Source organism: Micromonospora foliorum (assembly GCF_022229015.1).
Taxonomy (GTDB): Bacteria; Actinomycetota; Actinomycetes; order Mycobacteriales; family Micromonosporaceae; genus Micromonospora; species Micromonospora foliorum.
In genome coordinates this window covers 1-12755 of record NZ_JAKKFF010000244.1, presented here as the reverse complement: position 1 = coordinate 12755, position 12755 = coordinate 1, and the positions used below count along the sequence as shown (strand labels likewise).

Here is a 12755-nt window from a genome sequence, read left to right as displayed (position 1 = left end):
CGCGGGGCGCGGGGCGCGGGGACAGAAAAAGCCGGCCGGAGGCACCCTCGGGGTGCCTCCGGCCGGCTATGTCGGTTTGCGGATTTAGTTCGCCATCAGATCGGCGCCACGCCAGCTGAAATCGGGCTCCGTTGCGAACCGCTCGGTGATCTTCACGAGATCCTCCGCGTACTTGTTCGCGTGGTGCCCGCAGAACACCAGCTCGCTCCCACCCGCCAGAGTGATCCGGAGCTTCCCGGCAGCATTGCAGCGGTCGCACCGTTCATCGGCGGCTGGGGGAGCCGCCGTCACGGGCGGCGGCGTGAGGGTCGGGGTCATCGCCTTCCTCCTCTGGTCGTCACCGATGAACAATCTCTTCGGTCGTTGCTCACCTATCGTGCAACACCCGTACTAGGCACTGCCTTCCCTGTGTGCCCGCGGGGGACCGAGGTCACACCTGGAAGGGACAGTGTGCAGTGCACCAAGGGTGCCACGTCAACGATCACATTCGTGCATCCGGACGATCACCATCTGGCGTTGCACGCCAGGTGATCAAAACGACACGCACAGTTGACGAAACCCGCTCAGTCCAGGTAATCCCGGAGGACCTGCGATCGGGACGGGTGACGCAGCTTGGACATCGTCTTGGACTCGATCTGCCGGATCCGCTCCCGGGTCACCCCGTAGACCTGGCCGATCTCGTCAAGCGTCCGAGGCTGACCGTCGGTCAGGCCGAAGCGCAGGCGTACCACACCCGCCTCACGCTCGGAGAGCGTCTGCAGCACCTGCTGGAGCTGGTCCTGCAGGAGCGAGAACGACACCGCGTCGACCGCGACCACGGCCTCGGAATCCTCGATGAAGTCGCCGAGCTGGCTGTCGCCCTCGTCGCCGATGGTCTGGTCCAGTGAGATGGGCTCCCGAGCGTACTGCTGGATCTCCAGCACCTTCTCGGGTGTGATGTCCATCTCCTTGGCCAGCTCCTCCGGAGTGGGCTCGCGGCCCAGATCCTGGAGCAGCTCACGCTGTATGCGGCCGAGTTTGTTGATGACCTCGACCATGTGCACCGGGATGCGGATGGTGCGGGCCTGGTCGGCCATGGCGCGGGTGATGGCCTGCCGGATCCACCAGGTGGCGTACGTGGAGAACTTGTAGCCCTTGGTGTAGTCAAACTTCTCCACGGCCCGGATCAGACCGAGGTTGCCCTCCTGGATCAGGTCGAGGAAGGCCATGCCACGGCCGGTGTAGCGCTTGGCCAGAGACACCACCAGTCGGAGGTTCGCCTCCAGGAGGTGGTTCTTGGCCCGCTCGCCGTCGCGGGAGATCCAGCCCAGGTCACGGACCATCTCCCGGGCGAGCTTCTCCTCGCCCTCGTCGGCAGCCCGCAGCCGCTCGGCGGCGTAGAGCCCGGCCTCGATCCGCTTGGCCAGCTCCACCTCCTGCTCGGCGTTGAGCAGCGGAACCTTGCCGATCTGCTTCAGGTACGCGCGGACGGAGTCGGCGGAGGCGGTCAGCTCGGCGTCGCGTCGCGCCTGCTTGAGGGCCTCGGACTCCTCGTCGTCCCACTCGAAGTCGTTGTCGGTCGCCGAGGCGGCGGCGTCGGTCTCGGCGGCCTGGGCCAGCTCGGCCGGCTCCTCGACCACCACGTCCTCGATCGCGGCGGCCAGCTCCTCGGCGAGCGTACCGACGTCAGGCAGGGTGGCGGCCACGGTGACCCGACGGGTGGACGTGTCGAATCGGCCCACCGGTCCGAACGCCGGCACCCCGGCCAACACACCGGTGAGCTGCGCGTCGGCGCCCCTCCCCAGGGCGCTGACGGCGTGCACGCCGGTGAGCTGGGCGACGCGCGCCTCAACCATCTGCGGAGGCGGTCAGTGACGCCCGGAACACCACCAGGGCGTCATCGACGGTGCGGACACCGGCCAGCTCGTCGTCGGTGAGGTCGAGCCGGCGTTCGTAGCGCTGCTCCACGAGGTGCACCAGCCAGGCAAGCTCCATCGAGCCGATCCGGTCGGACACTTCGGCAGCCGGTTTCGCGCTGAGTTCGGCGAGCATGGTCATCAGGTCAGCTCGCCCCAGATCGGGCTGACCGCTCATCAGGCTTTGTCGCTCGTCGCCTCGGTGACGCGATTGGCGACCATGGTGGTGAACTCGCCGACCGTCATCAGGGCCAGCTGCTCCGACTCGTCGTCGGCGAACGTCAGGCCGTACCGGTCCTCCACCCGGACGGACAGGTCAGCCAGGGCGAGAGACTCCAGGTCGACGCCGGACGGGCCGAGCGTGGTGTCGTCGTCGAGCCCCTCGACGTCGTAGTTCATGTCGGCGAGCTGCTCGACGACGAAGGCGCGGACCTCGGCTCTCATGGATACCCTTTCTGCGTGGCTCAGCTGACGGTGTCCGGTCGGGACACCGCCTACGTGTGGGTCGACCGGCACACCGGCGGTCAGCCGGATCCGGCCGCTGTGCTGTTGCGACGGGCGGGCGCTCTGCTGCTCGGTCGCGCGGACTCCGAGCTGGTGCTGACGCACGACCGTGAAGGACGGCCGGTCGTCGGGGTCGACGAGACGACCGGGTCGGTCGAGCTGGCGGTCAGCGTCAGCCGTACCGCCGGGCTGGTGGTGGTCGCCGCCCGTCGGGCCGGCGCGGTCGGGGTGGACGTGGAGCGCGTCCGCCCGCTGCCGGCGCTCGCGCTGGCCCGCCGCTGGTTCCCGCCCGCCGAGCTGGCCTGGTTGGGCGATCGGCCCGAGGCTGGCCGGACGGTGGACTTCCTGCGGCTGTGGACCGCGAAGGAGGCGGTCGGTAAGGCGCTCGGGCGGGGGTTGCGGGACGGCGGGCTGAGCCGGTTGATGCCGCCGCCGGGGCTGCCGCTGCGGCAGGTTCCCGGTGCCGAGCACCTGCGGGTCGGTCACCCGCACCTGGGCGGAGGCTTCGTCCTGGCGGTCGCCACGCAGGCGAGCGGGCCTGTCGACGTCGAGGTGGTGCAGCGGCCCGGTCACGGGGTGACCGCCGAACGCAGCGCGTCGGTCGAGCGGACCAGCTTGCCGGTGGTGGTACGGGGCAACTGATCGAGCAGGTGCAGCGCCCGGGGCCGTTTGTAGCCGGCCAACCGCTCGGCCAGCAGCTTGTCCAACGTCTCCTCCGACAGCGGGCCGTCGGGTTGGACGTACGCGGTGATCCCGTCGTCCCAGACCACCACGGCGGCGGCCACCCCGGTCAGCTCGGCGACGGTGGCCTCCACCTCGGTCAGGTCGACCTTCATCCCGCCCACGGAGACCTGCGAGTCGAGTCGACCGCGCACCGTGACCAGGCCGGTGTCCGGGTCGACGGTGCCGGCGTCGCGGGTGTGCAACCAGCCGTCGGACCAGCGGGTCGGGTCGCTCAGTCCGACGTACGGCGACGCCGGGCAGGACACCCACAGCTCACCGCCGGACTCGCGGACCTCGATGCCGGGCGCCGGGGCGATCGACGGCCGGTGCGCCCCGTACAGGTCGGTGCCGATCACCCCGACCTCGGTCATCCCGTACATGTTGCCCAGCGGCACCCCGTACCGGTCGGTGAACGCCCGGGCGACGGCGGGCGGCACCAGCTCGCCGCCGGTGGTCATCCGCCGCAGCTGAGGCAGTGGACCGGCCGGTCGGGTGGAGGCGAGAAGTCCGATGTGGAACGGAACACCCAACACGGTGGCCGGTGTGGTGTCGGCGCTGATCGTGGCCAGCACGGCATCGCCGCTGAGCCGCTCCGGCGGAACCAGCTCGACGCCGGCGTGCAGCCCGTAGAGCAGGCCGCCGACCAGACCGAGCACGTGCACCATCGAGGGCAGCAGGATGATCCGCTCGCCGGGCAGCGCCACCCCGTCGATCCGGGTGTAGCGGTGCACCTCGGCGACCAGGTCGGCGGCGGTGCGGCCGATCACCTTGGACGGGCCGGTGGAGCCGGAGCTGAGCTGGATCACGGCATGGCCGCTGACCGCCGGACGGTCGGCGTACCGGGTGACACCCTCGGTGACGTCGACGAAGACCTTCAGCACGCCACCACCGGTCCGCACCGGAGCGACCACCACCTGCGGGGTCAACCGGGCGAGCGCCCGGTCCACCTCGTGGTCGGTGAGCCGGTGGTCGAGCAGGATCGCCTGCCCCCCGGAGCGCCAGGTGGCCAACAGGTTCACCACGTACGCCAGCGACGGCGGCAACCGCAGCGCCGCGGCGCCGCCGGGGCGCAGTCCGGCGGCGGTCAGCCGGTCCTGCGCGGCGGTGACCAGCCGGTGCAGGGTGGCCCGGTCGACGGACTCGGGCAAACGGAGACAAACGTCGGTCGGGTGGCCGGTGAACAGGACTTCGTCCACCCATCCGGGGTCTGTCGCCGTAGGATCTTCTGCCGCCACTGCCGTTCACCGCCCAGCATCAAAGAGGGCGAATCCGCCCATCACGTACGCTTGTCGGGGTGCTGCGGGGAACCATACGACTCCCCACAGCGCCATTGCTAGATGCGAATGGATGGATCAAAAGCAGCGGCCAGCCGGATTGCCGACAGCCCGTTCGGCGGACAGGATCGGGCGGCCGATTCGGCAGAGCGTCACCGAGGCATGACGCCTCGTACAACCGTCGCGCGGCCCCAGCCGGACGGCCGATGGCGTCGCGGTCACCGGGTGCGCCCGACGAGGGTGGCCAGTCGCGCCACGCTGGCGGCTGCCCGGCCGCTGCGGGCGATATCGGCGATGAGGGTACGGGCGGCAGGCCGGTAGCGGACCTCGGCGGGCGCGACGGTGTCGGCGTCGGCCAGGGCACGCCCTCCAGCAACCCGCTCGGCGTTGCTCAGGTCTCCACGGGCCTTACCCGTCCAACTACCGAGATTCGTGATCTTGGGCGGAATCTAGCGGCCGGGCCGCACCTGAACGCCGAACGCCGTTGCGAGCACGACTGCCTGCTCTACATCGATGATTGCGCCCTTGAGCGAGGTTGTCAGGGGGTCGATGCTGCTGAGGTCGCTGCCGCGAAGGTCCGCGCCGCTCAGGTCGGCGCTGTGCAGCCACGCTCCGGACAGGTCGGCGTCCTGCATCACTGCGCTGGTGAGGCGGGCGCCGGTGAGGTCCGCCTCGCGCAGGCGCGCGCTGGTGAATCGGCACTTGCGTAGGTCAGCGCCGGGTAGCCCCGCAAAAGACCAGTCCCCGCCGTCAACGGTCATCAGGCCGAAGGTGCACCGGTCGAACATCGACCCCACCAGCTTGCACCGGGTGAAGACGGCCTCGAAGAACGAGCAACCGACGAACGTGCAGTTCACAAACGCGGCGTCGGTGTGCTGTGAGGCGTTGAACCGGCAGTCACGGAAGGTGCACTCATCGAAGGACGCGCCGGCAGCCACCGCCTCTGTCAGGTCGACGTCGACGAACGCCACCCGGTGGTGGCGTTCGCCGGACAAGTCGCGGCCGTACCAGTCCTGGTGCCGGATCTCTGACTCGGTCGGAGGCGGTGGTGCGCCGTGCTTACGGTCGGCCATGGTGCTCCTCTGGACGGCAGGCGCCAGTATGTCAGCACACCATCACCCGCCATTTTGCCAGGCAGGAGGAGTGCAGGTCGGATCACTGTCGCTCACCTGCCGTGCCTCGGCCATGCAGGGCGCCGCCTCCGCACTCGTGGTGCTGACGGTTCCGGGTCGTCCGGCGCGCTCAAGGCGACGCCGCGCGCGAGGAGATCGTGCTCGTACCAGGAAATAGTGGCCTCCACCCGAGGGCGAGGCCACTACATCATGGATCGAGCGCGATCATCGGGGCGGGCGCGGACCTCAGGTCAGCGCCGGCGTCTGGGCGTGGATGTGGAAGCGCAACGAACGGGCGTCGGTGAAGCACTCCCGCATCGGGCGCACCAGCTCCCGGTGTTCCGGGCTGCGTTCCCACTCCTCGAAGTCGGCCAGGCTCGCCCACTCACTGGTGATCAACCACTGCTCCGGGTCGGTCGACGACCGGCACACCTGGTCGACGAGGTGCCCCGGCACGCCGCCGGCGACCAGGTGCCGCACCTGTTCGTACGCGGCGAGGAACTGCTCGGTGCGCGGCACCGGCACCCGTACCAGAAAGACCACCCGGGCCCGTTTGTCGCTCATGACGCCTCTCCCCTCATCGGCGCGGCCCCGCGCAGGACCAGCGCGCTGTTGAACCCGTCGAAGCCCCGCGCGCAGATCAGGGCGAGCCGGCTACGCGGTCGGCGGTGCTCCCGCAGGAAGTCCAGCTCGCACCCCTCGGCCACCTCGTCCGGGCCGGCGGACGCGGGCAGCGTGTCGTGGGCGAAGGCGAGCAGCGCGGTGGCCACGTCCAACGCCGAGCCGCCCTGGTACGCCCGACCGGTCAACGGTTTCTGCGTGGTCACCGGGGGCGGCCGGTCGGCGAACACGGCACGCAGCGCCTCGGCCTCGCTGCGGTCGTAGCGGGGCACCCCGAGCGCGTCGGGCAGCACCACGTCGACTCCGGCCGCGGCGACGCCCGCCCGGTCCAGGGCCAGCCGCATGGCCCGCGCGTACTGGGCCGGGTCACCGGTGCTCTCCGCCGTGGTGTGCGCGGCGTCGTGGGTGGAGCCCCACCCGCTCACCTCGCCGTAGACCCGGGCGCCCCGGGCCAGGGCGTGCCCCAGGTCCTCCACCACGAACACCGCTCCCCCCTCGGCCGGCAGGTAGCCGCTGGCGGTGGCGTCGAACGGCCGGTACGCCCGCTCCGGGTCGGCGACGTCACTGAGCAGCCCCGAGCGCAGCTGGCAGGCGAGCGCGTACGGGCTCAACGGGCACTCGGTGGCCCCGGCGATCACCACCGGGGTGCCCCGGCGTACCGCGCGGGCGGCGTGCGCCAGGCTGTCCAGCCCGCCGGCCGACTCCGCGACCAGCACCCCGCTCGGGCCCTTGAACTGGTGGTGGATGGAGAGCTGCCCGACGCTGGCCGCGTAGAACCAGGCGATCGACTGGTACGCCCCGACCGTCCGCGACGTACCGCCCCACAGCCGTTGCAGCTCCCGCTGACCGAAGAGGTTGCCCCCGGACGAGCTGGCCAGGGTCACCGCGTAGCCGTACGGGTCGGGGGCCCGGTCGGGCAGGCCGGCGTCGGCCAACGCCAGCCGGGTGGCGGCGAAGCCGAGGTGCGTCCAGCGGTCGGTCTGCACCAGTTGCCGACTGTCGGCGTAGGAGTCGGCGGTGAAGCCGGGCACCTCCCCGCCGAAGCGGGTCGGATAGCCGGACGGGTCGAACAACGTGATCGGGCCGGTCCGGCGGGTGCCGGCGAGGACCGTACGCCAGTGCGCGTCCGCGCCGATGCCGCTCGGTGCGACCACCCCGATGCCGGTCACCACGGCGCGAGCGACCTCGGCGCTCACGCCAGCACTCCGCTTCGCTTCGCGCCGGCGCGAGACGCCGCGCTGCTGTGCCTGATGGTTCGCTCGCTACGCTCGCTCACGCCAGCACTCCGCTTCGCTCCGCGCCGGCGCGAGACGCCGCGCTGCTGTGCCTGATGGTTCGCTCGCTACGCTCGCTCACGCCGGCACCGCGCCGAGCATCCGACGGAAGACCATCGCCGACTGGAAGCCGCCGAACCCGCTGCCCACCGAGAGGGCCACGTCCACCGGGACCTCCCGCGCCTCGTTGGGCACGTAGTCCAGGTCGCACTCCGGGTCCCGCGTGCTCCAGTTCGCCGTCGGCGGCACCACGCCGAACTCGATGGCGAGGGCGCACGCGGCCATCTCGATCGACCCGATCGCGCCCAGCGAGTGCCCGACCATCGACTTGATCGAGCTGATCGGAATCCGGTACGCGGCCTGACCCAGCGCCCGCTTGAACGCGGCCGTCTCGTGTCGGTCGTTCTGCCGGGTGCCCGAGCCGTGCGCGCTGATGTAGGAGACCTGCTCGGGCAGGATCCGGCCCTGCCGGAGCGCGTCGGTGACCGCGAGGCTCATCTCCAGGCCATCCGGTCGTAGCCCGGTCATGTGGTAGCCGTTGCTGCGGCTGGCGTAGCCGGCCACCTCGCAGTAGACGTGCGCCCCGCGCCGCCGGGCGTGCCCGGCCTCCTCCAGCACCAGCACCGCCCCGCCCTCGGCCAGCACGAACCCGTGCCGGTCGGCGTCGAACGGACGGGAGGCGTGCGCGGGGTCGTCGTTGTCCGGGCTGGTCGCCTTGATCGCGTCGAACGAGGCGACCGTGACCGGCGAGATCGGCGAGTCGGACGCGCCGGCCAGCATCACGTCCGCCTCACCGTCCACAATCATCTGGTGGGCGTACCCGATGGCGTCGATGCCGGAGGTGCAACCGGTGGACACCACCTGCGCCGGGCCGTGCAACCCGTGCCGGCAGGCCACGTCCGCGGCGAGGCTGCTGGGCACCAGCGCCTGATAGAGGTACGGGCCACCGCGCGCCCCGTCCACCAGCCAACGCCGGCCGTGCTCGCTCACGGTGACGTACTCCTGCTCCAACGCCATCGTCCCGCCCACCGCAGTGCCCAGCACCACCCCGGCCCGGTCCCGTTCCGCGTCGGTGAGCACCAGCTGGGCGTCGGCCACCGCCTCGGCGGAGCAGGCCAGCGCGAACTGCACGTACCGGTCGGCCCGGCGGCGCTCGGCCTCGCTGAGCCCCGCCGCGACCGGGTCGAAGTCGCACTCCGCGGCGATCTGGGACCGGAACGCCGACGGGTCGAAGAAACTGATCCGCCGGGTGGCGGTCCGGCCCTCGGTGATGGTCTTCCAGAAGCGGTCCCGGCTGGCGCCGCCCGGGGCGACCACCCCGATCCCGGTCACCACCGTGCGGCGCCCGGTCATGATCCGCCTCGCTGTTCGACCAACTCGGTGTCGACGTGGCCCAGCTCGGGCCGGGGGGCGAGCGGGCCCAGGTGGAAGACCACCTCGGCCGGTTCGACGCCGGTGTTGCGCAGTCGGTGCCGCACGTTCACCGGTACGAACAGTCCCTCACCGGCGGCCAGCAGCGTCGGCTGGTCGTCCAGGTCGACGGTGATCGCGCCCCGCACCAGGTACAGGAACTCCTCGCTGTACGGGTGGTAGTGCTCGGCGATCCGCTCCCCCGGGGCGAGCGTGGCGACCCCGAGGAAACCCGAGGTGCTGCCGACGGTGCGCGGGCCGAGCAGCACCCGCAGTTCACCGCCGCGACGGCGGTCGGCGGGTACGTCCCGGGCGGCGATCGGGCGGGTGCTCAGGTCACTCATCGTCGGCCTCCGTCGGCACGTCGCCAGCCGTCGGGCCGCCCTGGTCGGCGCGCTGCCAGGCGATCCGTTCCAACCGGTCCTTGATCACCGCGAGTTGGATCACGCTGTTGGTGTTGATCCGCTCGGTCATCGCGGCGTTGTCGACCGGCGCGGTCGGCTTCATCGCGAAGTCCTGCGTCCACGTCATCCGGGTGCCACCGGCCTCCTCGGTGTAGCGCCAGTGGATGCGCATGTACTCGAACGGCCCGGTCTCCACCCGGTGCGCCCGGACCTGCCTGCTCACCGGGTCGGCGGTGCGCTCGCTGACCCAGCTCCAGGACACCCCGTTCTCGTCGGGGTACATGGTGAGCCGGAACCGCACCGTGTGGCCCTCGCGGTGCAGGATCTCCACCACGGCGTACTCGGTGAACAGCTCGGTCCAGTTCGCCACGTCGTTGGTGACCTCCCAGACCAGTCCCAGCGGCGCCTCGATGACCACGCTGTTCTCGGTGTGCCCGGGTGGGTCGGCGCGGCGGGCGACCAGGTCGGCCACCGCCGGGATGCTCAGCTGCCCGGCCTGCTCGGGGATGGCCACCTGCCAGCGGTCGGCGACGACCGCCGACAGTTCCAGCAGGGCGAGCGAGTCCATGCCCAGCTCCTCCAGCGACGCGGCGGGCGCCCGGGCCGCGGCGTCGGCGTCCAGCCCGCAGTGCGCCACCAGGATGTCGGTGATCTCGGTGGTCATCGGGCGACCATGGGTGACGGTCATCGGGTCCTCCTGTGGGTTGCGTCGGGATCTGCGGCGGGCGCGGTGCGCGGTGCGGGGGTGGCCGTCGGCTCCCGCGCGGGCGCGGCGAGCAGACGGTCGACCAGGCCGGTGGTGTAGCGGCCCTTGCGGAATCCGGCGTCGTCGAGCACCCGCCGGACGAACGGGATGGTGGTGTGCACGCCCGGACCGGCGACGTCGAACTCGTCCAGGGCACGTTCCAGCCGGTTGAGGGCCAACTCCCGGTCGGGCGCCCAGACGATCACCTTGGCCAGCAGGGAGTCGTACCAGGGACCGACCAGGTAACCGGCGCTGGCGTGGGTGTCCACGCGGGTGAACGGGCCGCCGGGCGGGGTGAACCGCTCCAACCGGCCGGGGGTGGGGGCGAAGTCGCGCTCGGGATCCTCGGTGTTGACCCGGCACTCCACCGCGACGCCGTGCAGGCGGATCTCCTCCTGCCGCCAGCGCAGCGGCACCCCGGCGGCGATGTGCAGTTGCTCGTGCACCAGGTCGATCCCGGTGACCATCTCGGTCACCGGATGCTCCACCTGGATCCGGCAGTTGATCTCCAGGAAGTGGAACTTCTCCTCGGCGTCGACCAGGAACTCCAGCGTGCCGGCACCGACGAAGCCGACCTGCAGCGCGCCCCGCAGGGCGGTCTCGGCGATCGTGTCGAGAACGGCGGCGGGCAGCGACGGGGCCGGCGCCTCCTCGACCAGTTTCTGGTGCCGGCGCTGCACCGAGCAGTCCCGGGTGCCCAGGTGCACCCCGTTGCCGTGGGCGTCGCAGAGCACCTGCACCTCGACGTGCCGCGCCTCGGTGAGGTAGCGCTCGACGTACACCCGGTCGTCGCCGAAGGCGGCCTGCGCGGCGGCCCGGGTCCGCGTGTACGCCCGGCGCAGCTCGCCCGGCGTGTGCACCACGGTCATCCCCCGGCCCCCGCCCCCGGCGGCGGCCTTCACGATCACCGGGTAGCCGACGGCCTCGGCCACCTCGGCCGCCGCGGCGGCGGTCGGCACCGGCGCGACACTGCCCGGCGACAGCGGCAGACCGGCGCGGCTCATCAGTGCCCGCGCCGAGGACTTGTCGGCCAGCGCGGCCATCACCGCCGGTGGCGGCCCGATGAACGTCAGCCCGTTGTCGGCGCAGATCTCGGCGAAGTCGGCGTCCTCGGAGAGGAAGCCGTAGCCGGGGTGCACGGCCTGCGCGCCCACCTGCCGGGCCGCCTCCACGATGGCGGCGGCGTTGAGGTAGCTGCGCCGACTGGATGCCGGTCCGATCCGAACGGCCTGGTCGGCGAGGCGAACCGCCGCCGAGTCGGCGTCGGCGGCGGAGTAGACCACCGCCGTTCGGACGCCGAGCTCCTTGCAGGCGCGCAGCACCCGCAGCGCGATCTCGCCACGGTTGGCGATCAGCACGGTCTCGAACATGGTCAACCACCCCGCGCCGTCACGCCGGATCCAGTTCGACGAGCGGCTGGTCGTACTCGACCGGCTGCCCGTCCTCGACGAGGATCGCGGTCACCCGGCCGGCCCGGTCGGCGGTCACCTCGTTCATCAGTTTCATCGCCTCGACGATGGCGACCGGCTGGCCCGGGCGGACCAGGTCGCCCACCGCGACGAACGGCCGCGCGCCGGGCTCCGGCGCCCGGTAGAAGGTGCCGACGATCGGTGCCCGCACCGCGGGCCGCCCGGGCACCGACGGGCGGAGCACCGCAGGCGAGGCGCCGGGCGCCGGCACCGCCTGGGCCGGTACCGCAGGTAGCTCCGGACGGGTGACGTCTTCGGGGTGCCACTCGACCTCCAGCACCGCGGGCCCGCTGCGCAGCCGGATCCGGCGCACCGGCCCGGCCAGCTCGGCGATCAGGTGCTGCGCCTGCCGGCGCAGCCCGGCCAGTGCCTCCTCGCCGTCCACCCCCACCTCGTCGGACGCGTCGACGGTCGACAGCGCCCCGTCGCCGGCGGTCATCGCAGGACCGCCCGAGCGCTGGCGCGGTTCGCGCCGAACCGTCGGAAGCGTTGCCGGCGCAGGCGGACCAGCATGGCGGGCGGCACGTCCAGCAGCGGCAGGAGGTTGGCGAGCAGGGCGGCGCGCAACCGGTGGGCGCTCTCCGCCGGGTCGTCCTGCGCGGCGTTCGACGGCTCCGACACGACCTCGTCGACCACCCCGAGCCGGCACAGGTCGGGCGCGGTCAGTCGCAACGCGCGGGCGGCCTGCGGCGCCGCCGACCGGTCCGGCCAGAGGATCGCCGCACACCCCTCGGGGCTGATCACCGAGTAGACGGCGTTCTCCAGCATCAGCACCCGGTCGGCCACCGCCAGCGCCAACGCGCCGCCGCTGCCGCCCTCCCCGGTTATCACCGCGAGCACGGGGGTGGGCAGCACGGTGAGGGTGAGGATGTTCTCGGCGATGGCCGCGGCCTGGCCCTGCTCCTCGGCGCTCACCCCGGGATCGGCGCCGGGGGTGTCCACGAGGGTGACCACGGGCAGGCCGAGCCGGGCCGCGAGTCGCATGAGCCGCAGCGCCTTGCGGTGCCCGGCCGGGCTGGCCATGCCGAAGTTGCGGGCGACCAACTCGGCGGTCGTGTGCCCCTTCTGGTGGCCGATGACCATCACGTGTCGGCCAGCCAGCCGCGCCACCCCGCCCACGATGGCCGGGCAGTCCGCGCCGAGCCGATCGCCGTGCAGCTCCACGAACCCGTCGAAGACGGAGTCCAGATAGTCCAGTGTGGTTGGTCGCCCGGGGTGCCGAGCCATTCGGACGGTGTCCCACGCGTCGCGAACCGCCGGGGTGTCACCCGCGGTGACGGGCGGCGCGCCGACCGCCGGGCCCGCCGGCCGGGCCAGGGCCGCG

The 12755-nt window shown here is 72.0% G+C and carries 14 protein-coding genes and 1 pseudogene; 1 reads left to right on the top strand and 14 read right to left on the bottom strand.

Annotated elements, in window-relative coordinates; all coding sequences use genetic code 11:
- Window positions 1-84: 84 nt before the first annotated feature.
- From PSH25_RS18750 to PSH25_RS18735, 4 genes and pseudogenes are all read right to left on the bottom strand, one after another.
- Window positions 85-318, bottom strand: a complete 234-nt coding sequence (locus PSH25_RS18750; protein ID WP_091402071.1) for a DUF7455 domain-containing protein — start codon at window positions 316-318, stop codon at window positions 85-87.
- Between the two features lie 245 nt (window positions 319-563).
- Window positions 564-1652: pseudogene (locus tag PSH25_RS18745) on the bottom strand (RNA polymerase sigma factor); the annotation flags it as partial.
- Between the two features lie 175 nt (window positions 1653-1827).
- Complete coding sequence (locus PSH25_RS18740; RefSeq protein WP_238660321.1) at window positions 1828-2073, bottom strand: acyl carrier protein; 246 nt, start codon at window positions 2071-2073, stop codon at window positions 1828-1830.
- Window positions 2073-2339, bottom strand: a complete 267-nt coding sequence (locus PSH25_RS18735) for an acyl carrier protein (RefSeq protein WP_196922961.1) — start codon at window positions 2337-2339, stop codon at window positions 2073-2075. The genes PSH25_RS18740 and PSH25_RS18735 overlap by 1 nt, the downstream gene beginning before the upstream one ends.
- A 15-nt stretch (window positions 2340-2354) precedes the next feature.
- On the opposite strand from PSH25_RS18735, the gene PSH25_RS18730 reads away from it, so the two are divergent.
- Window positions 2355-3041 (top strand): 4'-phosphopantetheinyl transferase family protein, encoded by a 687-nt coding sequence (locus tag PSH25_RS18730; RefSeq protein WP_238660320.1) that lies wholly within the window; start codon window positions 2355-2357, stop codon window positions 3039-3041.
- Here PSH25_RS18730 and PSH25_RS18725 read toward each other — a convergent pair.
- The 10 genes from PSH25_RS18725 to PSH25_RS18680 all read right to left on the bottom strand — a co-directional run.
- Entirely contained in the window at window positions 2969-4318 is a 1350-nt protein-coding gene (locus PSH25_RS18725) for a class I adenylate-forming enzyme family protein (protein ID WP_238660319.1), read from the bottom strand. The two genes, PSH25_RS18730 and PSH25_RS18725, sit on opposite strands and share 73 nt — an antisense overlap.
- A 527-nt stretch (window positions 4319-4845) precedes the next feature.
- A complete protein-coding gene (locus PSH25_RS18720) occupies window positions 4846-5469 on the bottom strand; it encodes a pentapeptide repeat-containing protein (protein ID WP_238660318.1) in 624 nt (207 codons plus the stop codon).
- 285 nt (window positions 5470-5754) lie between these two features.
- Window positions 5755-6072: an antibiotic biosynthesis monooxygenase family protein gene (locus PSH25_RS18715; RefSeq protein WP_238660317.1), complete on the bottom strand. Its 318-nt coding sequence runs from the start codon at window positions 6070-6072 to the stop codon at window positions 5755-5757.
- Window positions 6069-7325: a beta-ketoacyl synthase N-terminal-like domain-containing protein gene (locus PSH25_RS18710; RefSeq protein WP_238660316.1), complete on the bottom strand. Its 1257-nt coding sequence runs from the start codon at window positions 7323-7325 to the stop codon at window positions 6069-6071. The genes PSH25_RS18715 and PSH25_RS18710 overlap by 4 nt, the downstream gene beginning before the upstream one ends.
- A gap of 156 nt (window positions 7326-7481) precedes the next feature.
- On the bottom strand, window positions 7482-8756 hold the full coding sequence (locus PSH25_RS18705; protein WP_238660315.1) for a beta-ketoacyl-[acyl-carrier-protein] synthase family protein: 1275 nt from the start codon (window positions 8754-8756) through the stop codon (window positions 7482-7484).
- Window positions 8753-9157 (bottom strand): cupin domain-containing protein, encoded by a 405-nt coding sequence (locus tag PSH25_RS18700; protein ID WP_030332975.1) that lies wholly within the window; start codon window positions 9155-9157, stop codon window positions 8753-8755. Before PSH25_RS18700 ends, PSH25_RS18705 begins: the two co-directional genes overlap by 4 nt.
- The gene (locus tag PSH25_RS18695) at window positions 9150-9905 is read right to left on the bottom strand and encodes an SRPBCC family protein (RefSeq protein WP_238660314.1); all 756 of its coding nucleotides are present in this window, start codon (window positions 9903-9905) and stop codon (window positions 9150-9152) included. The genes PSH25_RS18700 and PSH25_RS18695 overlap by 8 nt, the downstream gene beginning before the upstream one ends.
- Entirely contained in the window at window positions 9902-11332 is a 1431-nt protein-coding gene (locus PSH25_RS18690) for an acetyl-CoA carboxylase biotin carboxylase subunit (RefSeq protein WP_238660313.1), read from the bottom strand. The genes PSH25_RS18695 and PSH25_RS18690 overlap by 4 nt, the downstream gene beginning before the upstream one ends.
- A 19-nt stretch (window positions 11333-11351) precedes the next feature.
- Window positions 11352-11870, bottom strand: coding sequence for an acetyl-CoA carboxylase biotin carboxyl carrier protein (accB, locus tag PSH25_RS18685; protein ID WP_238660312.1), 519 nt, complete (start codon window positions 11868-11870; stop codon window positions 11352-11354).
- On the bottom strand, window positions 11867-12755 hold an 889-nt coding region (locus tag PSH25_RS18680; protein ID WP_238660311.1), incomplete at its 5' end, for an acetyl-CoA carboxylase carboxyltransferase subunit alpha. The genes accB and PSH25_RS18680, both read right to left, overlap by 4 nt.